Consider the following 25,162-nt stretch of genomic DNA (forward strand, 5'->3'; position numbering starts at 1 on the left):
ATCGCAGATTATAGCATGTGTGGTAGTTTCTTGGAAGCTGTCAGGCCGAGCCAACTGCACGGGAGAGACGCAGTATATAGGTAACCCAAAATTTTGTGCAAGAAGGGTTAGTCGGATAAAACGGGATATGGTATAATAGCCATTGTATAAAAGCTATCGCTTCGATAAGGGGCTTGTAAGCGTTTTATCGAGATCAATCGTTAAAATTCAGGAGGCACTTGATATGGATCATACGAATATTGAGAGTATTGAAGCTGTTTCGACATCATCGAATATGAAAGATTATGAACAGGAACGTGCGAATTTCAGTTGGGAACAGATTGAACAACAGTTTACCTGGTCGACTACGGGTAATGTAAATGCCGCATATGAGGCCATTGACAGACACACCGAGTCCTCCAGAAAGGATAAAATTGCTCTTCATTACAGTGATGACAAGCGTGAAGAATCCTATACGTATCAGCAGATGAAGGAGCAATCCAATCGGTTTGGGAACGTACTGCGCAAGCTCGGCATCACCAAGGGAGAGCGTGTATTTATTTTTATGCCGCGCACGCCTGAGCTCTATTTTGCATTGCTTGGCTCCATTAAAGTAGGTGCAGTGGTAGGCCCGTTGTTCGAAGCCTTCATGGAAACCGCAGTTAAAGATCGTCTGCAGGATAGTGGTGCCATTGCCATCGTCACAACACCTCAGCTTGTATCGAGAATCCCTGTAGCTGAGCTTCCCGATTTGAAGCATATTATTATTGTAGGCGATAATCTTGAGCTATCCGAGGGACAAGTCGATTTCCACAAGGAGATGGCGCAAGCGACAGACCAGTTGGATATCGAGTGGGTGAACCGTGAGGATGGTTTATTGATTCATTATACTTCAGGATCAACAGGCAAGCCCAAAGGTGTATTTCATGCGCATAATGCGATGCTGCAGCACTACTACACCGGCCGCGTAGTACTTGATTTGCAGGAAGCGGATGTATATTGGTGTACAGCGGACCCAGGCTGGGTTACGGGCACCTCTTATGGAATATTCGGTCCCTGGTTGAATGGGGCTACCAATGTTATTCGCGGCGGTCGCTTCAGTCCACAGGACTGGTATCGTACTCTGGAGAAATACGGTGTAACGGTTTGGTATAGTGCTCCAACTGCCTTTAGAATGCTAATGGGAGCTGGGGATGAGGTATCCACAAGCTTTGATTTATCTAAGCTTCGCCATGTACTGAGTGTAGGAGAACCGTTAAATCCTGAAGTGGTTCGTTGGGGATTAAAGGTTTACAACCAACGTATTCACGATACATGGTGGATGACGGAGACGGGCGGGCAATTAATTTGCAATTACCCTTGCATGGCTATACGTCCAGGCTCTATGGGTAAGCCGCTTCCAGGTATTGAAGCTTCAATTGTTGATGACTCCGGCAATGTTCTTCCTCCTTACAGGATGGGCAATTTGGCAATTAAGACGCCTTGGCCTTCCATGATGCGTAAAATCTGGAACAACCCTGCCAAATACGAAGAATACTTCCGTATCCCGGGCTGGTATATTTCGGGCGACTCCGCCTATTATGACGAAGATGGTTACTTTTGGTTTCAAGGTCGTGTGGATGATGTCATCAATACCGCAGGCGAGCGGGTAGGTCCGTTTGAAGTAGAAAGCAAGCTGGTTGAGCATCCGGCCGTAGCTGAAGCAGGAGTGATAGGTAAACCAGACCCGATGCGCGGTGAAATTATTAAAGCATTCATTGCATTACGTGAAGGCTACACAGCCTCTGATGAGCTGAAGGCGGAAATATCCAAGTTTGTAAAAGAAGGGCTGTCGGCACATGCAGCGCCTCGTGAAATTGAATTCAAAGATAAGCTTCCCAAAACACGCAGCGGCAAAATAATGCGTCGAGTTCTTAAAGCTTGGGAACTGAATCTGCCGACCGGAGACTTGTCAACGATAGAAGATTAATAGCATTCGCTTGATATTGAATCGTTTTACAATAAAAATACCCTTTCGGATCTAAAGTTCATCTACATGAACATTGATCGCGAAAGGGTATTTTTGTTCATTTACTTTTTGAATCTGACTGCAGCCGACTGCTTCGATTCACCTAAATCGTTCGTAGCTGCTATCTTATAAAAGCCATCATAAACTGCCGCATAATATCGGAATTCCGTACCGCTGCTTATTGTGCCAAGTTTGCTGTAAGCACCGGTTTCTTTGTCGCTGTAAAAAATGGTGTACTGTTTAACCTTGTCTTTGGCTGCATTAGCTTTCCAGCTTATAACCAGGCCAGCTTCAACCGCTTTGATGGACATGCCTGAAGGTGTTTCGGGAACTGCTAGTGGCGGTCCTGGAGAAAATAAAGAGTCTCCCTGATTCGCAGTACCTGGAGCTGCACCATTATTGGTGCCGTTGTTGTTAGTACCTGTTCCTGGATTGGCTGCTCCATCGGTGCCTGTTCCTGGTTTACCTGCACCATTGTTACTGCCATTCCCTGTTCCTGGCGTAGCCGTACCTGAGCCTGTTGCCGTGTTTCCGCCTGTTGAAGTAGCTCCTGTAGGACTGCCTGTTAAAGGAGGTGGCAGAATAGCTCCAGACACGTCAGGAATGAGCGACAAAGGATCCACAATAGAACCATCTGTAAAGGAGGCTTTGCTTGGAGCCGATTCTTGACCTCCAACATCCACTGCAGTTACATAATATCCGAATACACCATTTCCTGCAGCCTGATCTGTAAATTTGGTTTCTTCGCCTGCAAATGTAATTTTGCCGCCAAGACGCTCGAAAGGACCGCGATTGAGAGAACGGTATAGACGATAACCAACGGTATCCGGACTGCTGCTAGCTTGAAATGTAATAACGCTTGTATCACCTGCACGAGTTGCCACAACTGTGATGGGTGAGACAGGTGGCTTGCCGTCATCAACCCGTGGATCATTCTCTGTTGGTGCATCATCCTCGTAATCAATGGGACGGTAATGATCAATGGAACGACGACGATCAGGTGAGACCTTTTGCATAATTTCCTGAATTTGCTTGAGAATCCCACTGACAGATTTTTCGCGTTTGATTACCGTCTTTTCGGTCACGAATTCGGCAGGGGTTGATTCCTGAGCAATGTAGTTAATTCCATTAAATGGAATAATTGATAGATTTATAAATACATTATCCTCAACAGTGGGAATATACTTTCTGTTGAATAAATCAGTTACCAGCTTCCCGGATTTGGATGATGCTGCGCTCGGAAGCTTTCCTGAATATCCGGAAACCGTCATTTCAACAATATTTTCTGGCCGCTTGAATGTCTTGGTTGGAAAGTATTCAGGCTTTTTATTTATAGCTTCATTCATAACTAACGCCCAGATGTTCTTGGCACGCGAGGTGCCTCCTGTGCGACTGCTTAGTTTGTGAACTGGAGAATCGTAGCCGGCCCAGACACCTAATGTAATATCTGGTGTGTAGCCCATAAACCAGGCATCAGCATCATCCTGTGTTGAGCCCGTTTTACCAACAATAGCGATTTTTCCATATTGTTTAAATTTGCTCATCAAATCTGTTGCTGTACCAGCCGTAACGACCGTTCGCATCATATCTGTCATCAGATAGGCAGTCTGCTCAGAGAATAGAGGAGTCGGTTTGGCTTCATGCTCATAAATAACCTTTCCTGTGGAGTCGGTAATTTGTTGAATCATGAACGCTTCATTATGAACACCCTTATTGGAAATCGTGTTGTAGGCGTTCGTTAATTCTTTAACCGAAACTCCATTGCGCATACCGCCAATAACGCCTGTTTGTGCGGAGTAATCTTCTTTGGCAATGGATGTAATCCCCATTTTTTTGGCCAAATCCCACGCATTCTCAATGCCGACAATATCCAAAAATATTTTGATGGCCGGTATATTATAGGATTGATTGAAGGCTCTGCGTGCTGTAATTAAACCATGGAACTGGTTATCCCAATTCTCAGGTATATGATAGCTGCCTCGGTCTTTCAAGAGTATAGGAACATCGTCAATAATCGAACCAGGCTGTATGGCACCTTTTTCCATAGCGGGAATGAAAGCAGCAATTGGTTTCATTGCCGAACCTGGTTGACGGTAAGCTTGAGTAGCATGATTCATTTGCTCTGTAAAGAAGTCACGGCCTTCCATCATGCCAAGAATAGCCCCGCTCTTCGAATCCATCATAACAGCTCCGATTTGTTCTATACCCTTAACAGGGTCCTCTGGAGTGAAATTGTCCGGATTTTCGGCAATATCCCGCATGGACTCGTAAATGTCTTTGTCGAGCGTCGTGTAAATCTTGTAGCCTGCCCGCCCTAATTGGGATTGGGTATTTCTCAAAGCTTCATTGTAAGCATCGGAATTCGGCTGTGCGCTCAGCTTCGGATCCTGTACGGAGAGGATCGCTTTGGCTGCAGCCTTTTCCATTTCGATCATCAGATACGGATAGGTGGAGTAAGCCTTCTTAACCGGTTCTGCCAATGAACCCTGCAGGTCAAAATCAAGTGCCTCCTGGTATTGCTGCTGATTGATCTTGTTTTCTTCCAGCATACGCCGCAGTACGAGCTGTTGTCTGGTAGTAGCACGTTTGAACGCAGCTCCGTCGAATTGTCCCTTACTTGAAAATGCAGAATAATTGCTTGGAAGCTGAGGGACACCAGCTAAATAGGCAGCTTGGGCGATGTTAAGCTCCTTCAAATCAGTGATATTGAATATCCCTTTGGCTGCCGCTTTGATCCCGTATGCGTTGTAACCGGACGAACCATTCCCATAAGGGATTTTGTTCAAATAAGCGAGCAGGATTTCATCTTTCGACATCAGTCTTTCCATCCGCATCGCCAAAAAGATTTCCTTGGCTTTCCGGCTATCCTCACGATCTAGCGTCAAAAACACACGCCGTGCGAGCTGCTGGGTTATCGTACTGCCTCCTGTTTGAATATCTTGCTTCATCAGCTTTTGATAAATGGCTCTTGCTGTTCCTTTAAAGTCTATTCCATTGTGTTCGTAAAAATTTTTGTCTTCAATGGCAAAGACGGCATCAATAACTTGTGGAGGAATGTCTTCGAGCTTGGCCATAAGCCTGTCTTCTTCTCCACGGAGCTGCCCGATAATGGAGCCATCATTGAAATAAACAAAACCCGAGAGTGCGTTTTCCTGAACCTGTGCGGTCATGGATTCCTTACTTCGGATAGGTTCTTCCTTGACGAGTGCGGAGACATAACCAAAGGCCACGCCGCCTCCCAAAAATCCGGCTATTACGCAAATGATCAGTATCCACTTGAAGGTGATGAGCGTATATTTGACGATACTCCATATTACATGCCAAGCTGTAGATTTCTTTTTCTCCATTTCCATCTCCATACCGATAACAATTCCTCCCGATTTTGGAACGACATACGTGGTTTATTATACCACAAAGGAACTCACGATGGACACTAGTGTTCGACAATTACTTCGGTATTATGTTTGACAACGCAATGAGGTTATGATATAAATCATGTAACCATATATGGAAAATGCATTGATGGACTTTTGAATTGGCTCCTCACAGAGCTCGTACATCAGTAGAATAAGGTACATAGCTTGGCAGAGAGTCGGTGGGTGGTGCGAACCGATACTTGATCTTATTCGAATTACCGTCCGGAGCAGGGAAAGGGAACGCATGGAATGATGCTCAGATTTTGTCGAGACATTCTCACTGTCAGTAGCTTTCTGTCGGGTTAGACCCGTTATCGTTGTCGAGTGAAAGCTTAGGCAAAGCTGCGTTTGTTGCAGGCTTTAGTGCCGGCTTTAATTAGGGTGGTACCGCGAGCAATAGCCTTCTCGTCCCTTGTGGATGAGAGGGCTTTTTTTGTATGTATGCATAACATTGAGGAGGCAGCAAATCATGGCAAAATGGGAAGAGCTAACAGCAGAGCAGCAGCAGGAAGTGGAAAGGCAGCTGTCGTGGATTCGTCGCGGTGTAGTCGAAATTGTACCGGAGGATGAGCTTAAACAAAAAATTATCGGGTCTGTGGTCACAGGCAAACCGTTGAAAGTAAAGTTGGGCTTAGATCCATCTGCTCCCGATATTCATATCGGTCACACGGTAGTTCTGCATAAGCTTCGACAGTTCCAGCAGTTGGGACATCAAGTGCAGTTGATCATCGGGGATTTCACAGGGCGTATCGGTGACCCGACAGGTAAATCGGAAACACGCAAGCAGTTGACCGAAGAGGACGTCAAACGTAACGCTGAGACATATCAGAAGCAAATCTACAAAATTCTGGATGCTGACAAAACCCAGCTTTACTACAACTCTGAGTGGCTTGGGCCGATGAGCTTTGTAGATGTTGTCCAGCTGTCAGCTAAAGTTACCGTAGCACGTATGATGGAACGGGACGATTTTTCCAAACGTTATGCAACGGGGCAAGCCATCCATGTTCATGAATTTTTCTACCCGCTGATGCAGGGGTACGATTCAGTTGCGTTGAAAAGTGACGTAGAGCTGGGAGGAACGGATCAGAAATTTAACTTGCTGATGGGACGTACGCTGCAAAAAGAATATGGCGTTACAGCTCAGGTAACCATTATGACTCCTCTTTTGGAAGGGCTTGATGGTGTTAATAAAATGAGCAAAAGCCTAGGTAATTACATCGGAATCGATGAGGAGCCCAATCAAATATACGGAAAAGCCATGTCTATTCCCGACGAGCTGATGCCCAAATATTATGAGCTGGCAACAAGCATGAGTAATGAAGATCTGAAGCTGCTGCAAGAAGGATTGCTTGACGGCAAGGTTCACCCCCGTGATGCCAAGATGCAACTGGCGCGTACGTTTGTAAGCATGTATCATGGAGAGCAAGCAGCAAGCGAGGCACAGCAGCACTTTGTTACCGTATTTCAACAGCGCGCGCTGCCCGAGGATATTGAGGAATTTGTAGTAGCTGCAGACGCTATGGAAGATGGTCAAATCGGTATCATAAAGCTGTTGGTAACACTGGGACTATCTGCTTCAAACAGTGAAGCTCGTCGCAGCATACAGCAGGGCGGAGTCAAGATTAATGAGCAAAAAATCGAGGACTTGAACATCAACCTTACTTTGCAGGAAGACGATATCATTCAGGTGGGTAAGCGTAAATTTGCTAAAATTAAGCTGGGCTGATACAAGTCATACAAATTCAAGCTAATCCTTAATTTAGAAGATAGTCGAGTAGGTTGAAGATGAACAAAAAAACTGGATGCCTTGGCATCCAGTTTTTTGTATCTGATTGAAATAAAGAATTAACGGCTGTAGAACTCGACGATTTGCTTTTCGTCAATTTCTTGTGGAAGCTCGGAACGATCTGGTAAACGAGTAAATTTACCTTCTTGAGCAGCTTCGTTATATTCAACATAAGCAGGCAAGTAGTTACGGTTAGCCAAAGCTTCTTTAACGGAAGCAATGTTACGGCTTCTTTCACGAAGGCTAACTACATCACCAATGCTTAGTGTGTAAGAAGCGATATCTACTTTTTTACCGTTAACAGTGATGTGACCATGAGCGACCAATTGGCGAGCTCCTGCACGGGAGTGAGCAAAGCCTAGACGGTAAACAAGGTTGTCCAGACGGCTTTCCAACAAGATCATGAAGTTTTCACCTGAGATACCTTGTTGTTTGCTTGCTTTGTCGAACAAGTTGCGGAACTGCTTCTCGTTCATACCATACATGTGGCGAAGCTTTTGCTTTTCTTGAAGCTGAATACCATAACCGCTCAATTTTTTGCGTTGTCCTGGGCCATGTTGACCTGGAGGGAAAGGACGTTTCAATTCTTTACCGGAACCGCTTAGGGAAATACCCAGACGACGGCTTAATTTAAATTTAGGGCCTGTGTAGCGTGACATGTATACGAGCTCCTTCGTTCCATTAATGGATTTAATTTTTGTTTGTAGGTTTTCTTCGGGTGAAGCATGTGCCCAATTTTGTTTGAAGCCATAAGCGAAAGGGATCGCTCGGCATCTGTCAGGAGTCACAGCCGCTGTCCTGCTAGCAACAAAATCGGTGAGGGTGAACACATGTCTTCCACCATAAACGACTAACCTAAATACAATTTAGGCTAAGTACGTTCTCGACTTCCTATTTTATAAGACGACACCCCTCTATGTCAAGTGGCGCACCGATTTATTTTAATTCAATAAAATGTTACACTATGCTAACAGGAGGGATTGCATTGGGAAAGTGGAATGTCCAGCATGTATCCGACCTGTTGGAGGCGTGGGGACTCTGGGGACATTTTCTGGGGGCGCTGCTTGCTTTTGTTCAACCCGTTGTTCCTTTTATGCCTTTTGTCGTGGTTGCAGGAGTGAATGTTCTTGTATTTGGTTTATGGTTAGGCTTTGTCGTGAACTATGTGATGGCTGTTCTTGGAGCCATAACTGAATTTTGGCTAGCTCGAAATTATGGACGTGCTTGGGTCGAAAAGAAGATCGCCAATCATGTTTATATTCAAAAATTCAATAAACAGATCGAGTATCACGGTTTTATATACATCACAATCAGCCGGATCATTCCGGTTATTCCGTCGTTCGGCATTAATCTGGGTGCTGCTGTAATGCGTGTGAAAACTATGGATTTTGTTCTCGGTACAATTGTGGGCAAGCTTCCCATGATTTTACTGGAATCATTTATTGGGCATGATTTGCTACATTTTCAACATAATAAAATACGTCTGTTGATTATGCTGGGCATTTTTGTGTTCCTGCTTTTTGTAGGTCATATCTGCAAGAAAAAGTGGCTTGGCAGTGATGAACGAACATAAGAATTATTAGGTTCATAATTAAAAGGAGATGATAGGTATGCGTGATCCGCGTTTGGAATTGTTGGCTCGAAACCTTGTTACATATTCTCTGGATGTTCAGCCAGGGGAGAAAGTATTGATAGAAATGATCGGTTCGGAAAGGGAGATCGTTAGTTGCTTGGTAGAAGAGGTATACGCTAGAGGAGGTCTTCCATATGTTGAACTGATAGATCCTGTTGTGCAAAGCGCGATGCTGCGTTCGATAACCCGAGAGCAGATTGAGCATTGGGCAGAGTTGGATCTGAAGCGTATGCAGGATATGAGCTGTTATGTGGCCATTCGTGCGGGCTCTAATGTAAGTGAAATGTCGGATGTACCTGAGGAGCAGATGAAGCTGTATGACCTCTATTATCGCAAACCGATACATTTGGAGCAGCGGGTCAAGAAGACACGTTGGGTCGTCCTGAGATATCCCAATGCTTCGATGGCGCAGCTCGCCGGAATGAGTACAGCCAAATTCGAAAATTTTTATTTTGATGTATGCAATTTGGATTACGCACAGATGTCGAAGGCGATGGACCCGCTGCAGGCGCTCATGAACCGGACGGACCGTGTACGGATTGTATCGCCGGGTACGGACATTGAGTTTTCGATTAAAGGCATCGGTTCGGTCAAATGCTGTGGCAAACGGAACATTCCAGATGGTGAAGTTTACACGGCGCCCATTCGCGATTCAGTCAACGGAACGATCTCCTATAATACTCCAAGTGTAAAATCAGGAGTTACCTTTGAGCAAATTGTTTTCCGTTTTGAAAATGGCAAGATCGTGGAGGCCACAAGTAATAATACCGAGCGCTTGAATCAGGTGCTGGACACGGACGAAGGGGCGCGCTATATCGGAGAATTCAGTCTGGGCTTCAACCCTCATATATTAACTCCAATGAAGGACACTCTGTTTGATGAAAAGATTGATGGGAGCCTTCACTTTACTCCAGGGCAGGCTTATGAGCAGGCTGACAATGGAAATCGCTCATCCGTTCACTGGGATCTTGTATTGATACAGCGCCCTGAATATGGCGGTGGTGAAATATATTTTGACGATGTGCTGATCCGTAAGAATGGCCGTTTTGTGATCCAGGAGCTGGAAGGGTTAAATCCTGAGCATTTGAAATAGTAGTTGCGATTTGCGGTTATCCGAGGTAAAATCAAAGAAAGAAAGCGATTTATTTTTAGTTGTTTTGATGTCGCTGATACATATGGAGGGATTCAAAATGTCAAGTGCCAATAACGCAGCAATCGTTGAAATTTCCCAAACTGCTAACAAATTCAGATCATCCATTGTTTTACAGTATGAGAACAAGTACATCGATGTTAAAAGTATTCTGGGATTGTTCACGACTTTATTGACTAGCAGTGATTATGATCTTCATGTGCACGGTCCTGACGCGGAAGATGCTAAGAAAGCTATGGCAGAAGTGTTCGCTAAGCATAACTTGCAAATTAACAGTATCCAAGAATAATGGTCAAAAGCACTTCCATCCTAGGATGGAGCTGCTTTTTTCTTTTAAATGCTCCATTTTGGACGATTATCAGAGAAGATGATGGACGACTCTCTTGTGTATTGGGACATTTTCGACTAATATTAAGCTATGAAGTTCGTTCAGGGGGGAAGCTCGATGTCATCATCCGATTTGTTACTCAGCCTATCACAGAAAGCATTTCTTCTTCTTCAAGAGGATGCTGATAAAATCGAAAAGCTCATCGAAGTACAGATGGAGAATTTGACCACGCGCAAATGCCCTTTGTATGAAGAGGTGTTAGATACACAGATGTACGGCTTGTCAAGGGAAATTGACTTTGCCATTCGTGCTGAATTGATCTCAGAAATAACAGGGAAGCAAATTTTGATCAAGCTCGAGAGGAATTTGGCTGAACTGTACGAGGCATTAAGCAAAAAAGAGTAACCTTCCTATACAGAAGGTTGCTCTTTTTTTTGAAATGAGCTGCCACACAGCAGACTGGCAGATGGTATGTAATTTTATACGAGGAAAAATGCGATGCCCAGTATACAATAAACGACTAGCAAGAGCACGCCCTCATACCAGTTGGTCGACCCGTCCTGGGAAATGGATTTAGCGATAATCGCCGCAACGCCAATGGCAACGAGCTCGAATGTGGTGAATACGATATCCATGGTTTTACCAAAAAACAGAGAAATGAGCACAAGCACAGGAGCAACAAAAAGGGCTATTTGTAAGGAGCTGCCGACAGCAATTTCTACAGCGGCACCAATTTTGTTCTTGCGAGCGAGCATGATAGCAGCACTATGCTCGGCGGCGTTACCGATAATCGCAATAACGAAGGCACCGACAAATAGTTCTGATAATCCAAACTGATGTGTGAATACTTCCAGAGTTCCGACAAGCCACTCGCTCTGTACAGCAACCATTGCCGTTGCCAGAACCAGAAAGAAAATTGATAATCCTTTGGACCAGGCTGGCTCACCATGCTCTACAGCTTCATCCGCAAGCTCATTCTTGTGGGTAACCATCGAAAAATACAACCAGAGCAAGTAAGCAGCTATCAACACGACTGCGACCGTTATGCTGAGGGTGGACATTTTAATGGTTGTCAGAGAGCTGGCAAAAGCAGCTGGAACAAACAAGGCAATCACAGCAAGCAGCATCAAGGAACCATTATGGCTTGCCAGCTTGATATTGAAGTTCTGTTCCTTGTACTTCAATCCTCCGATTAACAGGCTAAGACCGAGAACCAGCAGCAGATTGCCAATAATAGAACCGGTAATGCTAGCTTTCACTATCTCGAATTTACCTTCCTTGACCAGAAAAAAGGCAATAATCAGTTCAGCTGCGTTACCAAAAGTGGCATTCAAAAACCCTCCAACCCGTTCCCCTGCATAGTGGGCCACGCTTTCTGTAGCTTTACCGAGAAATCCCGCAACAAAGATGATAGCGATACAAGAAAATGCTAGCTGCACGGCAGAAGGGAATATCCCTGAATAATGGGCCACTGCGCTTAGCAAAAAACTGGAAATCAGCCCAATGGTAAAAAAATGACGCTTCATGCTTATCCCCCTTTACCTAAAGTATACCTGTAAACAATAAAACCTATTCTACTATACCCATTTTAAGGGATTCCGTAAACATGCAGTATCGTGTACGTACAGTGCAAAATAAGCCGAAGTTTGTCCGAATAAAGTTGCTTTCCCTATAGGAAGTCATTACAATATGAATATAACCCACTAAGGAGTGATCCATATGTCCGAAGAAATACAAACAGGTATTATCCGCATTTCAGATGATGTTGTTTCAACAATCGCAGGCTTAGCTGCGTTGGAAACTTCCGGGATCGCTGCGATGTCGGGAGGCATTTCTGAAGGGTTAGCTAAAAGACTGAGTGGTAAAAATGTGCAAAGAGGTGTCTCGGTCGAAGTAGGTCAAGTAGAGGCTGCCATCGATTTACGTGTTATAGTGAATTATGGCTCCAAGATTCAAGAAGTATGCAGCGAGCTGCAGCAGAACGTTCGTGATGCCGTTGAAAACATGACAGGATTATCCGTTGTCGAAGTTAATGTGAAGGTTGAAGGGGTTGCTTTCCGCGAAGAAGAAGTACATGTGGAAGAAGCACTTCGAGTGAAGTAATCAAATCGATCAATGGACTGGCATAGAAGCCGCACAAAAAGAGAGCCTTTGCACGAATCTAGGCTCTCTTTTTTGTTTCCTTTTCCGGCTTATTATATTCCCGGGATATACTAAGAAGAATGCCGAGGCTGATGAGCGTAACCAGCATGGATGAGCCTCCATAGCTGATTAAAGGCAAAGTAACACCTGTCAGGGGAATGCTCCCCGTAACCCCGCCCAGATTGATAAGTGCTTGTATGGCGATCATGCCGATAATTCCAACCCCTGCCAAGGTTCCAAATAGTTCATTACAACGAATGGCTATGAGCAGGCCTCTCCATAGAAATGCCAAATAAATGAGAATAAACAGGGAGCTCCCAATAAAACCAAGCTCTTCCCCGATTATAGAGAATATAAAGTCATTATGAGCTTCAGGAAGATAATGCAGCTTTTGAATGCCCTGTCCAAAGCCTGCACCGGAGATGCCGCCGTGGCCAAAGGCATACAAAGATTGTACCAACTGGTAGCCAGTGTCGAGTGGATCTGCAAAGGGGTCCATAAAAGAGGTAAACCGATCCAAAAGATAGCTTTGACCGCTCAATTTGGTTTTTATAACATAAATCGCAACACCGATCGACATCACAAATGCACCTGCAGCGCCTAACAAAAAGATATGCTTTAAATTGGCTCCTCCGGCTATTATCACGATGGTAGCACAGAGAACAAGAATCATTGTCGAGCCGCGGTCGGGCTGGAGAAGGATTAAGGCTGATATAAAGCCGACAATTGTCAACGCAGGAAGCAGACCCTTTTTAAAGCTTCGAAACTTTTCATCTTTTTTGCTGATTAAGGCAGCCAAATAGAGAATGACCGCCAGCTTGGCAAATTCGGCCGGCTGTATCCCGAAACCGGCAATTACGAACCAGCTTCGAGCGCCGTTTACTTTGTTTCCGAAAATAGGAACCAGCACCAGCATAATAACGACTATGATAAATGCTGGACCAATCCATTTTTTCAAAACATTATAATTAATATTCATACAAAAAAACATGGCTACCGTGCCCAATGCGATCGCGGCTGCCTGGCGGATCGCCAAATACGACGGATCATTGAGCATAGTAGCCGTAACGGAATCATAACGCGAGTAGGCCATGCTGGCACTGAAAACCATGGCTAATCCGAAGCATACTAAGGAAAAGGCTAAAAAAAGCAGCAGAAAATCCGGTGTTCCTCTTCGCTGGGAAGTCATGAGGCCCTGCCCATTACAAGGACAATTCGGTTTTTAGCTGTGTAAGCTTTTGTGTTGCAATTTTCATGATGCTATCCGGTACGGGTGATTGATAATCCAGACCGTGCGGGAATGTAGCCCTTCCAATATAAATATGCTCTATGTAAAGAATGGCATAAGGGGATTCGAGCTTGCCGGATTCTGTGCGAGTATTGATTCGCAAAAAATATTCGCTTTGATCTGTTTTGTCGACCAGCTTCAAGTCATAAGTTGCACGCGTATATTCCCACTGCCAACGAACAAAACCTAATTTGGATGAAACATCATCTAAATGAGCCAAATCGCTTTTAAGTCCTAATAAACCGTTTTTTTCAATAATCATTGTAAAGTCCTCCTAAAAGTTTTTCGCAGAAAAACGATCTCTATAATCCTTTATTCATGATAGTATGTTTCCCAAACTTGTGCAAGCCTATTGCTACTTGTGAAGGTTTCATGACAATAAAATTTGAAGTTCTTGTGACACATAGATGAAAGCTGTTGGCTTTTTTGATAAAATAGGAACATCCTAACAAACCGGAGGTATCAGATGATGGAATCTTTATTGCAAGCGATAGATCTTCTCGTTCCCCAGATGATCAGCTGGCGGCGTTATTTACATCAGCATCCGGAGTTGTCCTACTATGAACAGCAGACAGCGGCCTTTGTGGCACAGCACTTGGAGCAGTGGGGACTGGAGGTTCGTACCCATGTCGGTGGGCATGGTGTTGTTGCCCGTTTAAAGGGAAATGGCAATGGCTCTACAGTGGCCCTGCGTGCTGATATGGATGCACTGCCTATTCAGGATGAGAAAACCTGTGAATACGCATCAAAAAATAAAGGTATTATGCATGCCTGTGGTCATGATGCGCACACTTCTACTTTGTTAGGTGTGGCCAAGGTAATGTCTGAGCATCCAGAGGTTCTTAAGGGTGATGTTGTTTTCATATTTCAGCCTGCAGAAGAACAAAGTCCCGGCGGTGCGATAAATATGATCAAGGAAGGCGCGCTGGATGGGGTTGACTATGTGTACGGAATTCACCTGTGGACACCATTTCCTGTAGGCAGTGCTTATTCCAAACCGGGTCCGATGATGGCCGCGGCAGATGAGTTTGAAATCGTGGTAAAAGGCAAGGGTGGGCACGGAGGGCTTCCGCATCAAACGATCGACAGTATCGTCATCGCTTCCCAGGTTGTCGGTAATTTGCAAACCATAGTGAGTCGAAGCGTGAGCCCAACGGAGCCCTGTGTTGTTTCTGTAGGCTCTTTTCATAGTGGAAGCAGCTTTAACGTGATTGCTGAGTCCGCCGCTTTGAATGGAACCGTGCGGACTTATGATCCTGAGCTTCGTCTGGATGTAAAAGACAGGATGGAAAGAATTGTTGGACAAACCTGTGAGATGTATGGGGCGGAGTACAGCTTTGATTATAAAATGGGCTATCCGCCTGTTGTCAACGATGAGGGTGAGGCGAACCGATTTCTGCGGGCCGGAGAAAAGGTTGTTCCCGTGAAACCTTCACCACTCATTATGGCTGGAGAAGATTTTGCTTATTACTTACATGAGCGTAAGGGCTGCTTTATGTTTGTGGGTGCGGGTAATCCGGAACAAGGAATCATTCATCCGCATCATCACCCTAAATTTGATATTGATGAAAGCTCGATGAGAGACGCAGCTCGCTTATTTATTGCAATGGTTATGGATTGTCAGAATGGTTAGAGGTTAATCGAATGGGAATGGACAGTTCGGGGAAATCTATGTCTGCGGCGGGAGCAGGGTGTTTTTTGTTGATAATAAACCAGCTTGCGTCAGACTATACTCCTGGAGGTAATTCGCATGGGTGCATCACTAATAAAAGACATCATGACAAAGCAATTTGCTACGGTCACGCTAAAGGATAACGTGTATGAAGTTGCGGTAAAGATGAAGCAGGAGGATACTGGATTCATACCCGTCGTTGAAGGAACTAAATTAATTGGTGTAATCACCGACCGGGATATTGTCATTCGTGGCTTGGCCGAGAAAAAAGAAGGCTCAGCAGCAGTTGAAAAGGTGATGAGCAGCACGCAAATTACAAGTGCAACTCCTCAAACAACAATCGACGAGGCTGCCAAGCTGATGGCCAAGCAGCAAATTCGCCGGTTACCTGTTGTGGACAACGGAAAGCTGGTCGGGATCGTATCGATTGGTGACCTTGCTGTAAGAGACAAATTCGCTGATGAAGCTGGCGAAGCTTTAAACCAGATTTCTGAAAAAGAAAAAGTGAAGATTTAACTTAACTCTGCTATTATTCAACATTTGGTGAAGACTAATGTTCTCCCTGATTGTGAAGGGGGAACGTTTTTTTTGTTGTAATGTTAACGTGTGCAAGGTATAATAAACGAGTGCAAGAAAATGCTTACAATTATTCTTTTTAATTTAAATGAGAGGCAGGGAAATACGAATGGATAAAGTACGCATCGGTATTATCGGTGTAGGCAACATGGGAAAAAGCCATATCGATTACTTGACCAAAGGCCAAGTAAATGGCGCCGAGTTGACCGCCATTGTGGATACAGACCCAACCCGACTCGAATGGGTTAGAGCCCATCATGGCAATGCAAATATTCAATTGTTCGATAACGCGGAGGCATTTTTCGCATCCAAAGCATTCGATGCTGTAATAGTAGCAACTCCGCACTATGACCATCCGACATCCGCTATTCAAACACTTGCTCATGGGTACCACGTTCTGGTCGAAAAACCGGCTGGCGTATACACGAAGCAGGTTCGTGAAATGAATGAGGCTGCGGCTAAATCCGATAAGGCATTTGGTATTATGTTCAATCAGCGTACCAATCCACTCTATCAAAAGCTGAGAGATTTAATTACTTCTGGTGAACTTGGTCAAGTTCGCCGTACGAACTGGATTATTACCAATTGGTACCGTTCCCAGAGCTATTATGATTCAGGCGGCTGGCGTGCAACCTGGGCTGGAGAAGGCGGCGGTGTTCTTATCAATCAGGATCCGCATCAGCTGGACTTGTGGCAGTGGACTGTTGATATGATGCCGAAGCGTGTAAGAGCGTTTTGCGGCTTTGGTAAATACCGTAACATTGAGGTTGAAGATGATGTAACGGCGTACGTAGAATATGAAAATGGTGCTACAGGGCTGTTCGTGACAACGACAGGCGAAGCACCAGGAACAAATCGTTACGAAGTTAGCGGCGACAACGGTAAAATCGTGATCGAAGATGACAAGCTGACCTTCTGGCGCCTGCGTCAATCCGAGCCTGACTTTAACCGTGAGTTTAAAGGTGGCTTCGGTTCTCCTGAATGCTGGAAATGTGAAGTTCCTGTAATAGGAGCTCCAGGACCACAACATAAGGGTATTACACAAAACTTTGTTGACCATATCCTAAAAGGAACCAAGCTGTTGGCTCCTGGTGAAGAGGGTATTAAAGGCTTGACGTTATCCAATGCAATGCACTTGTCGTCATGGACTGACAATTGGGTAGATCTGCCAATCAATGAAGACCTGTATTATGAGAAGCTGCAGGAACGTATTAAAAGCTCTACTTTGGTTAAGGAAACCAAGGAACTGCAATTGGACGTTAAAGGCACACATTAATCTACATTCTATACGCTCAATAACAAAAGGTGACTGGTGGGATTGCTCCCTCCTGGTCACCTTTTTTCAAATGCGGCCTCGTAATTTTTCCATAAACCTTTTTGCTTTTGTCGTGCCTCCTCCTGAGCCTTTTTGAACAAGTCCACATATTTCACGTTTGGTGGAAAGGTCGCTATTCGTGCGTAACCTTCGCTTACCAAAGTGCGATTGAACAACTCGTCCCCAACCCACACATAAGCGAGCAGTCGGTCGTATTGATCCTTGCGGTCAACATCCCATTCCAATTCTACTGTTTTTTTATCAAGACGTTTCTTCGTATAGTTCGAGGCTTCTTCACCATAAAACATGACTGGTGTATTTGGTTTCTTCGTCTCGGGCGTGTCGACGCCAATCAGTCTTAATTTCTCTTTTTTGCCGTTCAGCTGAATCTCCAGTGTATCGCCATCGACCACGCGTTCGATTTTAACTTGCTGACGATTTTGCTCGGAGGAAGCCGCTTGCTCTTGCTGCTGGCATCCTGTGATGAGGATAAAACAAAGTAATAAAGCCAGTATGATTGATCGTTGTCTCATGAGTCCCCCTATGCAGTTCGTATTTATCTAATTCTGCTCCGTTCCTCATTGTAGAGCCTGAAGAAATTGCTTGTAAAGAGAAAAGATGTTTATTTTATTCCCTTTTTTTTCATACTAGATGAGATAGGCTTTGCAAACGAAAGCCAGATGGACGGGAGGGAACACATGAAGATAGATTCGAAAAAGCCGCTAGTTGTGCAAAACGATTTTACGGTGCTTCTTGAAGCACGTCATCCTGATTCGGAACAGGTCCGAATTATGTTGACCCGGTTTGCCGATTTGGTGAAGACTCCAGGAGCGATTCACACCTACCGGATGTCTGCGCTATCTCTATGGAATGCGGCAGCGGCCGGGATGACGACAGCGGAAATCGTTGAGTTTCTGGATAAGTACGCAAAATTCGGTGTATCTGTACATGTTAAGCAGGATATACGGAGATTCGTTGAACGTTACGGGTTAGTGCGAATAGAAAGTTTGGGCGAGGACCTGCTGTTAGTTTCTGATGATGTGGATGCTATTAAAGAAATGGTGTCATATAGATCACTTCGCTCCTATGGTCTGTGTCAGATTGATTCGCGAACACTGCGATTCTCTTCGACATTTCGGGGCGTACTGAAGCAGGAATTAATCAAACTGGGTTACCCTGTACAGGACTTGGCTGGTTATTCTCGTGGCGAAGAACTGCCCATAAATCTAAAGCATTCCACTCAACAGGGTCAGTCTTTTGAATTGCGGGATTACCAGCAGGTTGCTGTCGATTCATTTTACCAGGAAGGTAGTACGCTTGGAGGAAGCGGCGTGCTGGTGCTGCCTTGCGGGGCGGGCAAGACACTCATAGGTATTGCAGCAATGGGTAAGCTTAATTGCGCTACCTTGATTCTTACGACGAATAGTACATCGGTCAAGCAATGGAAGCGGGAAATTCTAGATAAAACGAACGTAACGGAGGATATGGTTGGGGAATATAGCGGTTTGATCAAGCAGGTTCGGCCGATTACAATTGCCACCTATCAAATTTTGACTTACCGGAAGTCTAAGGATGATTTGTTTGTGCATATGGATCTGTTCAATAAACGTGACTGGGGATTGATCGTCTATGATGAGGTGCATCTGCTGCCGGCTCCTGTCTTTCGTGTTACTGCAAATATTCAAGCGACAAGAAGGCTTGGGCTGACAGCTACCCTCATTCGGGAGGATGGCAGAGAAGAGGATGTGTTCTCACTTGTAGGTCCCAAGCGATACGACATGCCTTGGAAGGAATTGGAGGGCAAGGGCTGGATTGCCTCTGTAAACTGTTATGAAATCCGTGTAGAGCTAACTGAGGCCGAGAGGGTGCGGTATGATGTCTCAGGGTCGAGGCAGCAAATGAGATTGGCCAGCATGAACAGCGCCAAATATGACGTTATTCAAGAACTATTAAAGAGGCATTCGACCGAACAGGTCCTTATTATCGGGCAATATATCGAACAGCTCAAGCAAATATCTGATATCCTGCAGGTTCCTTTGATTTACGGTGAGATCTCTCAGGAAAGACGTGAGGAGCTGTTTGAAAAGTTTCGAAATGGTAAGATAAGGGTGCTTATTGTATCGAAGGTGGCTAACTTTGCTGTCGATTTGCCGGATGCAGCGGTTGCGATCCAAATTTCGGGCAGTTTCGGCTCGCGGCAGGAGGAGGCGCAGCGGCTTGGTCGGATTTTACGTCCCAAAGCAAATAGGAATGAGGCTTTTTTTTACTCGATTGTTTCAGATAACACCAAAGAGCAGGATTACGCGCTGAACCGTCAGTTGTTTTTGGTCGAGCAGGGGTATCGTTACCGAATTCAGTCCTGGCAATCCGTGCAGTCCGAGGTCGTTCGATTATGAACCATTCATATTATCTGGGTCGAATGGAGCCGGGTTTTATAAAAAAGCTGGAGATCGAACGCATTTATGCACCATGGATTCAGCAAGGATACCAACTTGTGACCATTTGGAGCGATATCGAAATCATGAAGTCGATATACGGGCATTTGTCCGAAAGGGAACGCCGCCTGCTGCAGCTGCTTGTCACCCATGTAGGCTGTGAGCCCTTTGATTGGCCCAAGCTTGAGCGGATTACGCATTCTTTAATGTCTGGAGCTGAAGCTCGGGTTGGACTGCTGCTGCTTGTTGAAAAGGGATTTCTATACGCATTCCGTAAATCGTGGGGAGAGCAGCTGTACGTTATGGCTCGTGATGGGCTGGCGATGTGGCAGCAGATTATGTGGAATCCTGATCAAGAAAGGTTATCTGAGCATGGTGATGAACATCTTGCACCCATGAGAAAAGAACGAATGAAAGATAAAGATATCGAGCTGACAGATCAAGGTGGAACGGGGCTTGCCCACAATATATTTCAATCTATGGTATATATGAGCCAGAATGAAATGAAGCTGACCAAAAGCGGCACATTGTCCAAAAGAACCTTGCACAAATGGAAAGAACTGCTTCCCCTCCATGATGATACATTCAAAGCATGCGGAATTAAGTATGCTTATATGAATGTGTATAGTGAATCAATTGCGGTTATATTGGATTTCATGATCAGGCTGCAAATTGTCCGGCAGCAGGACGAGGAGCTCGTGCTTCAGGCTGAGGAGACCAGACGCTGGCTGCGCACAAGTGAAGCAGAGCAAAATAAACGACTGTACCTGTTATGGAAGGAGCTGATGTTCCCCGCAGAGTCGTGGCTGCAGCATGCCGTTCTTTGGTTGGAGCGTCTGCCGAATGAGGAATGGATAAGTGGAGATGATATTTTAAGATGGCTAAAGGATTGTGAAGTTATACCGATAAACTCAGTTCTCCATGATGAAATGCTTGTGGAGCAATTAGAAGTAGGTTGGCTTGATCCATTACTGGCGTTCGGCTGGCTGGAAAAGGGTGTTAGTAGGCAGGAACAGGTACATTGTTATCGTTGGAGTCAACATCCTCTGGCTGCGGTCGTAAACAAGGATGAGTCGGAACCATATTTGTATATTCAGCCGGACTTTGAAGTGCTGGTTCCGCCCAATGTCGGGTTTGCCGTACGCTGGGAGCTATCAGCCGTGGCTGATCATCGATATACGGACTCAATGTCCCTTTATCATATAACCAAGAAGAGCTTACTGCGTGGTATCCAAACGGGGCGACGAGTCGAATACATTCTTGCTTTTCTTGAACGACATTCCGCTGATGGTATTCCAGAACATGTGCAATTTACAATCGACCAGTGGGCGGGAGAGCTTGGATTTAAGGCAGGTGTGTTTGAAATCGATAAGGACATAATAATGGACACATCGGAGTTAGCCATACCTGAGATGGATGTATACCCACAGTTTACCCATAGAACAGGGTTTCTGGATTCACGCCATTCTTTTATCCAATTGGAAATGGAACTTCAGATGCCCTCATTAGCAGAGCTGTATCCAGAGCTTCGTGCGGTTCCAGCGGCTTGGATGAAGGAATATCGAACATACCATTCGAGTACCCGAAGGGAGATCACGCTGAAGGCTATGGAATGGAAAACATCGCTTCAGATCCGCGGTAACGGGATAGATCGAGTAATCATTCCAAGAACGCTTCAGGAAGTTGATGCGAGCTGGAAGATAACGGGCTTTGAGGTGCCACATGGAAATGAAATTAACTTGTTTTTCAGTGATTGTGAAGAAATGCGGATCATAGTACCAGGAATATACGAGAAATATTGATCTGCATAAGGGCCTTTTGTGTGTTATGATAGTAGGGAGTACAACAGTCATAAACATTCGAAAAGGCAGGTGCGATGATGGCAGTAACAGAAGCGCAAACCTTGGACATGTCTGCTATTCTCATGCAGGCGTATGATTTGGGGGACATGATAAAAAGTTCCGCTGAGACAGCGGAGTTTCTATATTGGAAGCAGCGGATTGATCAGGATACACAGGTAAGCGGATTGGTACGTCAGTTTGACAAGAAGAAAGAGTTGTTTGAGGAGTGCCAAAGATTTGGGCATTTTCATCCTGATTACCATGCTGCATTGGGACAGGTACAGGAAATTCAAAATCAGTTAGATAGCCTGGAGTCCGTTAGAAGGTTTAAGCTAGCTGAGGAGAGACTTGACAATTTATTGTATTCCATATCGCAAACGATAGCGCATAGTGTTTCGGATACGATCAAAGTACCGAGTAATGATCCGCTTGCAAGCGGTGGTAGTTGTTCAACAGGTAGTTGCTCTACAGGAGGAAGCTGCAGCGGAGGCTGCAGCTAATTCATAGTATATTAGGAATCAGAGATGATACACGTTTTTTCCGTTTGAGAGGTTCAATCTTAATGCCATTTTAGCAGGGCATTCGGTTGGATGCTGCCTACGATTTGATCGTGACAGTTCTTAATAGCTGGACGATGAAAAGAATGCAAGGCCACGATTTCCTGCTCCTGCAGCAGATTTAGTTGAATTAACGTTTCCATGACAGCTGGATAAAGTGCTCGTAGGGCACCATCTTCAATCTTGAGTGCAATTCCCCAGCTCTTCTCGGGTATGGTGAGGGCGAACAAGCCCTCAGCGCCCATTTTTCCAATGATACGTCCATTAGTGACCTCAATCAGTCGAGTGTCGAATCGATCACTCCCTGCGATATAATAAGGCTCTCTGGATATGGCCCCGATGATACGGTTGCAAGCTTCACTACGGGAGGCACTCTGATTTACAGGGTTCCCCAGCTGCGCATAGGCAAATGCCAATGCTTCCAGAGGCATTGCAAATACGGGAACGCCACAGCCGTCTGTGCCCAGAGTTATCTGCTCTGGCATCATTCTGCTCATGTCCGCGATAACGTGAAGCATACGCTGCTGGACAGGGTGATTGATCTCTATATAGGATTGATTGGATACTCCCATTATTTGAGCTAACGCCAGCATTCCTGTATGCTTTCCTGAGCAATTATTGCGCAGTGGAGTGGGTGGCTGGTTGGCCTGCTTTAAACGTTCTGCTGTAGGTTCATGAAACGGTTCATGAACCTCGCAGCACAATGCGGATTCATCAAGATCCAGCTGATGCAGGGTATGATCAACCAATCTGGCGTGTTCATCCTCGCCATTGTGGGAAGCGCATAATAAGGTGATTTGTTTATCATCAAGATGTAAGCGCTCTGCTCCACCAGCTTCCAGCAGTGGAATAGCCTGTAGCAGCTTGGCAGTTGAACGTGCAAAAGTATACAAAGTGGAATCTCCCGCGGAGACGATCAGCTTGCGGTTGATATCCATGACAGCGAGATGAACGATGTGCCGACTTTCCGTTAGCGCACCGCGTACGATGTGAATATTCAATTCTCCGTTGTCCACAGTCAATCATCCTTTCATTTGACTCTATAGAAAGTAGGTAATGCTGATGTTAACCGATCGAAGCGGTCTTATTGTTTGGGTGACAGATCTCAAAGCAGCGAATAAGCATTTGGAGCGTTATGGAAGTGTGCATTTTATTTCCAAAAGGTTACATTATGCAGCCATGTATGTCCATGCGAGCAAGCTGGAGGAAACGATGAAGCAGTTGCAAAAGCTGGCTTTTGTCAAAAAAGTTGAACGGTCCTACCGAAATGAAATTCAAACCGAGTATAGTAACAACGGGGCTGATAAATCAAGCTTTTATACCCTGTAAGTGGTATGTAATTTGTTTATATAATGAGGTATATTAGTTTATTATATACATTTTTGGGGGAAAAGCTTCTGATGCCAGGGGCTTTTTTTGCTGTGAAGTATCAAGTTTACAAGATTTAACTAAAGAATAATTAATTTGTCAATCGTTCTCCAGTAATGTAGAATAAGTAGAAACGCTTTAGTGTACATAGGTTTAAAGAACTAATTTCATGGGTGGGGAGTTGTGATTTATGAGAGATAGAACGATAGAACGATCAAATGGTTGTGAACCGTTTTTTGTTTCATTAGGTAACAAAAGCATCACGGATATCGTTATCACGAATCATGCCCAAATCCGTTGGAATGACCGCGTTGAGCATGAAAAAACGGGTTTTGAAGATATTTGTGCTTTTTTATGGAACCGCTTAAAAGCGGGTCAGATCAAGTCTTATTACAAGAATGGCGAAGATGCTTATCTTGTGGATGACGATCTGGTGTTAATCGCTGAATTCACAGAGATGGAGAACCTAAGTGAGACTGGTCCCAAGCTGCATCGGATGGTCATTGTAACTTTTCTTGGACGTATGTCTGAAACGATTGAGCTCAGAGATTTGAAATCGTATTACTCATGGCTGCGTCATTCACGTCGAATGACATTGATCAAAAACAGCCGAAAACGCCGATAATGGATAATTACAAAGAGTATTCTGCGCGGATGCAGCATGCTCTTTTTTTATTTGCTATAATAGGTCTACCAAAGCATGTTGGAGGTACGCAGATCATGGCACTTAATTTTCATCAGCTTCATATTTTTTATACAGTCGCGGAGAAAGGCAGTTTTTCTTATGCGGCACAAGCCCTTCACATGACCCAGCCTGCTGTTACGATGCAGGTGCAATCGTTAGAGGATTATTTTGGTACGAAGCTGTTTCACCGTTCCACGAAAAAGATTGAACTCTCGGAAGCAGGCAGAACCTTATTGCCATTTGCCAAGCGGAGTATTGACTTAATAAAAGAAACGGACATCAGTATGTCCAAATTTACGCATATGCTGGAAGGAAGGCTTCACTTAGGAGCGAGTATGACTGTAGGGGAATATATATTGCCTCGCTTGCTCGGGCCTTTTGGAAAGGAATACCCGAACATATCGATTAGCATGAAGGTCATCAATACGAGACAAATACTTGATGAAGTGCTGAACCACCAATTGAACTTTGGTATTGTGGAAGCAGAGGTGCATCACCCTGATGTACATGTGGAAGCTGTGATGAATGATGAATTGATGCTTATTGTTCCAAAGGACCATCCTTTAGCTGACATGCCAGTCGTTACGCTAGAAGAGATGCTGAAGTATCCATTTGTATTAAGAGAGCAGGGCTCGGGCACAAGAACAGTTATGGAGGAAGAGCTTGCACGTGCAGGCTGTGACCCCGGCGATATGAAGATCGTTATGGAGCTTGGCAGTACCGGAGCTGTTAAATCGGCTGTAGAAGCTGATCTTGGTATCTCTATATTGTCCCAATCCTCTCTCAAGCATGAAGCGGCATTGGGTGTATTAGTCGTAAAGAAAATCGAAGGCGTTTGCTTTACACGCAGCTTTCATGCGATTTATCTGAATTCAACCATTTTGCCGATATCGGCGGTTACCTTCTTGACCTTTTTGCGCGAACGGGATTTGAGTCAATGGCTTTAGGGACAGGTTGACCGAATAGCATAGAATGGGATATTC

Annotated in this window: 23 protein-coding genes; 16 read left to right on the forward strand and 7 right to left on the reverse strand. The window is 44.9% G+C overall.

Annotation, left to right across the window (positions count from 1 at the left end; genetic code table 11):
- Window positions 1-223: 223 nt before the first annotated feature.
- A complete protein-coding gene (acsA, locus tag OB236_RS24070; protein WP_262686261.1) occupies window positions 224-1,948 on the forward strand; it encodes an acetate--CoA ligase in 1,725 nt (574 codons plus the stop codon).
- 101 nt (window positions 1,949-2,049) lie between these two features.
- On the opposite strand, the gene OB236_RS24075 is transcribed toward acsA, so the two are convergent.
- Window positions 2,050-5,346, reverse strand: coding sequence for a transglycosylase domain-containing protein (locus tag OB236_RS24075; protein ID WP_262686262.1), 3,297 nt, complete (start codon window positions 5,344-5,346; stop codon window positions 2,050-2,052).
- Window positions 5,347-5,872: 526 nt separating this feature from the next.
- On the opposite strand from OB236_RS24075, the gene tyrS reads away from it, so the two are divergent.
- Entirely contained in the window at window positions 5,873-7,129 is a 1,257-nt protein-coding gene (gene tyrS / locus OB236_RS24080; RefSeq protein ID WP_262686263.1) for a tyrosine--tRNA ligase, read from the forward strand.
- A 119-nt stretch (window positions 7,130-7,248) separates the two neighbouring features.
- On the opposite strand, the gene rpsD is transcribed toward tyrS, so the two are convergent.
- Complete coding sequence (gene rpsD / locus OB236_RS24085) at window positions 7,249-7,848, reverse strand: 30S ribosomal protein S4 (RefSeq protein ID WP_076236022.1); 600 nt, start codon at window positions 7,846-7,848, stop codon at window positions 7,249-7,251.
- A gap of 326 nt (window positions 7,849-8,174) precedes the next feature.
- Here rpsD and OB236_RS24090 point away from each other — a divergent pair, with 326 nt between their 5' ends.
- From OB236_RS24090 to OB236_RS24105, 4 genes are all read left to right on the forward strand, one after another.
- The gene (locus tag OB236_RS24090) at window positions 8,175-8,762 is read left to right on the forward strand and encodes a TVP38/TMEM64 family protein (protein ID WP_262686264.1); all 588 of its coding nucleotides are present in this window, start codon (window positions 8,175-8,177) and stop codon (window positions 8,760-8,762) included.
- A 37-nt stretch (window positions 8,763-8,799) separates the two neighbouring features.
- Complete coding sequence (locus OB236_RS24095; RefSeq protein ID WP_262686265.1) at window positions 8,800-9,915, forward strand: aminopeptidase; 1,116 nt, start codon at window positions 8,800-8,802, stop codon at window positions 9,913-9,915.
- 97 nt (window positions 9,916-10,012) lie between these two features.
- On the forward strand, window positions 10,013-10,261 hold the full coding sequence (locus OB236_RS24100; RefSeq protein ID WP_076235998.1) for an HPr family phosphocarrier protein: 249 nt from the start codon (window positions 10,013-10,015) through the stop codon (window positions 10,259-10,261).
- Window positions 10,262-10,417: 156 nt separating this feature from the next.
- Window positions 10,418-10,705, forward strand: coding sequence for a DUF1507 family protein (locus OB236_RS24105; RefSeq protein ID WP_076235999.1), 288 nt, complete (start codon window positions 10,418-10,420; stop codon window positions 10,703-10,705).
- A 74-nt stretch (window positions 10,706-10,779) separates the two neighbouring features.
- Here OB236_RS24105 and cax read toward each other — a convergent pair whose 3' ends face one another.
- Window positions 10,780-11,826 (reverse strand): calcium/proton exchanger, encoded by a 1,047-nt coding sequence (gene cax / locus OB236_RS24110; protein ID WP_076236000.1) that lies wholly within the window; start codon window positions 11,824-11,826, stop codon window positions 10,780-10,782.
- A 193-nt stretch (window positions 11,827-12,019) separates the two neighbouring features.
- Between cax and OB236_RS24115 the strand changes: the two genes are divergently transcribed.
- The gene (locus OB236_RS24115) at window positions 12,020-12,403 is read left to right on the forward strand and encodes an Asp23/Gls24 family envelope stress response protein (protein WP_076236001.1); all 384 of its coding nucleotides are present in this window, start codon (window positions 12,020-12,022) and stop codon (window positions 12,401-12,403) included.
- 58 nt (window positions 12,404-12,461) lie between these two features.
- On the opposite strand, the gene ftsW is transcribed toward OB236_RS24115, so the two are convergent.
- Together ftsW and OB236_RS24125 are read right to left on the reverse strand one after the other, a co-directional pair.
- Window positions 12,462-13,631: a putative lipid II flippase FtsW gene (gene ftsW, locus OB236_RS24120; RefSeq protein ID WP_262686266.1), complete on the reverse strand. Its 1,170-nt coding sequence runs from the start codon at window positions 13,629-13,631 to the stop codon at window positions 12,462-12,464.
- Window positions 13,632-13,644: 13 nt separating this feature from the next.
- A complete protein-coding gene (locus OB236_RS24125) occupies window positions 13,645-13,992 on the reverse strand; it encodes a YugN family protein (protein WP_076236003.1) in 348 nt (115 codons plus the stop codon).
- 207 nt (window positions 13,993-14,199) lie between these two features.
- Between OB236_RS24125 and OB236_RS24130 the strand changes: the two genes are divergently transcribed.
- The 3 genes from OB236_RS24130 (at window position 14,200) to OB236_RS24140 (ending at window position 17,254) form a co-directional block, all read left to right on the forward strand.
- Entirely contained in the window at window positions 14,200-15,363 is a 1,164-nt protein-coding gene (locus tag OB236_RS24130) for an amidohydrolase (RefSeq protein WP_262686608.1), read from the forward strand.
- A 117-nt stretch (window positions 15,364-15,480) separates the two neighbouring features.
- Entirely contained in the window at window positions 15,481-15,918 is a 438-nt protein-coding gene (locus OB236_RS24135; RefSeq protein WP_262686267.1) for a CBS domain-containing protein, read from the forward strand.
- A 169-nt stretch (window positions 15,919-16,087) separates the two neighbouring features.
- Window positions 16,088-17,254: a Gfo/Idh/MocA family protein gene (locus OB236_RS24140; RefSeq protein WP_076236005.1), complete on the forward strand. Its 1,167-nt coding sequence runs from the start codon at window positions 16,088-16,090 to the stop codon at window positions 17,252-17,254.
- A gap of 56 nt (window positions 17,255-17,310) precedes the next feature.
- Here the strand turns inward: OB236_RS24140 and OB236_RS24145 are convergent, their stop codons facing one another.
- Complete coding sequence (locus tag OB236_RS24145) at window positions 17,311-17,826, reverse strand: thermonuclease family protein (protein ID WP_262686268.1); 516 nt, start codon at window positions 17,824-17,826, stop codon at window positions 17,311-17,313.
- 165 nt (window positions 17,827-17,991) lie between these two features.
- On the opposite strand from OB236_RS24145, the gene OB236_RS24150 reads away from it, so the two are divergent.
- The 3 genes from OB236_RS24150 (at window position 17,992) to OB236_RS24160 (ending at window position 22,069) form a co-directional block, all read left to right on the forward strand.
- Window positions 17,992-19,689, forward strand: coding sequence for a DNA repair helicase XPB (locus OB236_RS24150; protein WP_262686269.1), 1,698 nt, complete (start codon window positions 17,992-17,994; stop codon window positions 19,687-19,689).
- Window positions 19,686-21,530 carry a helicase-associated domain-containing protein gene (locus tag OB236_RS24155; RefSeq protein ID WP_262686270.1) on the forward strand — a complete coding sequence of 615 codons (1,845 nt, stop codon included), beginning with the start codon at window positions 19,686-19,688 and terminating at the stop codon, window positions 21,528-21,530. Before OB236_RS24150 ends, OB236_RS24155 begins: the two co-directional genes overlap by 4 nt.
- A gap of 77 nt (window positions 21,531-21,607) precedes the next feature.
- A complete protein-coding gene (locus tag OB236_RS24160) occupies window positions 21,608-22,069 on the forward strand; it encodes a YlbF family regulator (RefSeq protein ID WP_262686271.1) in 462 nt (153 codons plus the stop codon).
- Window positions 22,070-22,128: 59 nt separating this feature from the next.
- On the opposite strand, the gene OB236_RS24165 is transcribed toward OB236_RS24160, so the two are convergent.
- Entirely contained in the window at window positions 22,129-23,142 is a 1,014-nt protein-coding gene (locus OB236_RS24165) for an asparaginase (RefSeq protein WP_262686272.1), read from the reverse strand.
- Between the two features lie 46 nt (window positions 23,143-23,188).
- Here OB236_RS24165 and OB236_RS24170 point away from each other — a divergent pair, with 46 nt between their 5' ends.
- The 3 genes from OB236_RS24170 (at window position 23,189) to OB236_RS24180 (ending at window position 25,126) form a co-directional block, all read left to right on the forward strand.
- On the forward strand, window positions 23,189-23,455 hold the full coding sequence (locus OB236_RS24170; protein WP_076233005.1) for a YlbG family protein: 267 nt from the start codon (window positions 23,189-23,191) through the stop codon (window positions 23,453-23,455).
- A 229-nt stretch (window positions 23,456-23,684) separates the two neighbouring features.
- Window positions 23,685-24,119: a hypothetical protein gene (locus tag OB236_RS24175; RefSeq protein ID WP_076232555.1), complete on the forward strand. Its 435-nt coding sequence runs from the start codon at window positions 23,685-23,687 to the stop codon at window positions 24,117-24,119.
- A 95-nt stretch (window positions 24,120-24,214) separates the two neighbouring features.
- The gene (locus OB236_RS24180) at window positions 24,215-25,126 is read left to right on the forward strand and encodes a selenium metabolism-associated LysR family transcriptional regulator (RefSeq protein WP_262686273.1); all 912 of its coding nucleotides are present in this window, start codon (window positions 24,215-24,217) and stop codon (window positions 25,124-25,126) included.
- Window positions 25,127-25,162: the final 36 nt, after the last annotated feature.

This window comes from Paenibacillus baimaensis (assembly GCF_025567575.1).

Coding starts and splice junctions, on each gene's coding strand:
- acsA (WP_262686261.1), top strand. CDS start 224: ATGGATCATACGAATATTGAGAGTATTGAAGCTGTTTCGACATCATCG.
- OB236_RS24075 (WP_262686262.1), bottom strand. CDS start 5,346: ATGGAGATGGAAATGGAGAAAAAGAAATCTACAGCTTGGCATGTAATA.
- tyrS (WP_262686263.1), top strand. CDS start 5,873: ATGGCAAAATGGGAAGAGCTAACAGCAGAGCAGCAGCAGGAAGTGGAA.
- rpsD (WP_076236022.1), bottom strand. CDS start 7,848: ATGTCACGCTACACAGGCCCTAAATTTAAATTAAGCCGTCGTCTGGGT.
- OB236_RS24095 (WP_262686265.1), top strand. CDS start 8,800: ATGCGTGATCCGCGTTTGGAATTGTTGGCTCGAAACCTTGTTACATAT.
- OB236_RS24100 (WP_076235998.1), top strand. CDS start 10,013: ATGTCAAGTGCCAATAACGCAGCAATCGTTGAAATTTCCCAAACTGCT.
- OB236_RS24105 (WP_076235999.1), top strand. CDS start 10,418: ATGTCATCATCCGATTTGTTACTCAGCCTATCACAGAAAGCATTTCTT.
- cax (WP_076236000.1), bottom strand. CDS start 11,826: ATGAAGCGTCATTTTTTTACCATTGGGCTGATTTCCAGTTTTTTGCTA.
- OB236_RS24115 (WP_076236001.1), top strand. CDS start 12,020: ATGTCCGAAGAAATACAAACAGGTATTATCCGCATTTCAGATGATGTT.
- ftsW (WP_262686266.1), bottom strand. CDS start 13,631: ATGACTTCCCAGCGAAGAGGAACACCGGATTTTCTGCTGCTTTTTTTA.
- OB236_RS24125 (WP_076236003.1), bottom strand. CDS start 13,992: ATGATTATTGAAAAAAACGGTTTATTAGGACTTAAAAGCGATTTGGCT.
- OB236_RS24130 (WP_262686608.1), top strand. CDS start 14,200: ATGGAATCTTTATTGCAAGCGATAGATCTTCTCGTTCCCCAGATGATC.
- OB236_RS24135 (WP_262686267.1), top strand. CDS start 15,481: ATGGGTGCATCACTAATAAAAGACATCATGACAAAGCAATTTGCTACG.
- OB236_RS24140 (WP_076236005.1), top strand. CDS start 16,088: ATGGATAAAGTACGCATCGGTATTATCGGTGTAGGCAACATGGGAAAA.
- OB236_RS24145 (WP_262686268.1), bottom strand. CDS start 17,826: ATGAGACAACGATCAATCATACTGGCTTTATTACTTTGTTTTATCCTC.
- OB236_RS24150 (WP_262686269.1), top strand. CDS start 17,992: ATGAAGATAGATTCGAAAAAGCCGCTAGTTGTGCAAAACGATTTTACG.
- OB236_RS24155 (WP_262686270.1), top strand. CDS start 19,686: ATGAACCATTCATATTATCTGGGTCGAATGGAGCCGGGTTTTATAAAA.
- OB236_RS24160 (WP_262686271.1), top strand. CDS start 21,608: ATGGCAGTAACAGAAGCGCAAACCTTGGACATGTCTGCTATTCTCATG.
- OB236_RS24170 (WP_076233005.1), top strand. CDS start 23,189: ATGTTAACCGATCGAAGCGGTCTTATTGTTTGGGTGACAGATCTCAAA.
- OB236_RS24175 (WP_076232555.1), top strand. CDS start 23,685: ATGAGAGATAGAACGATAGAACGATCAAATGGTTGTGAACCGTTTTTT.
- OB236_RS24180 (WP_262686273.1), top strand. CDS start 24,215: ATGGCACTTAATTTTCATCAGCTTCATATTTTTTATACAGTCGCGGAG.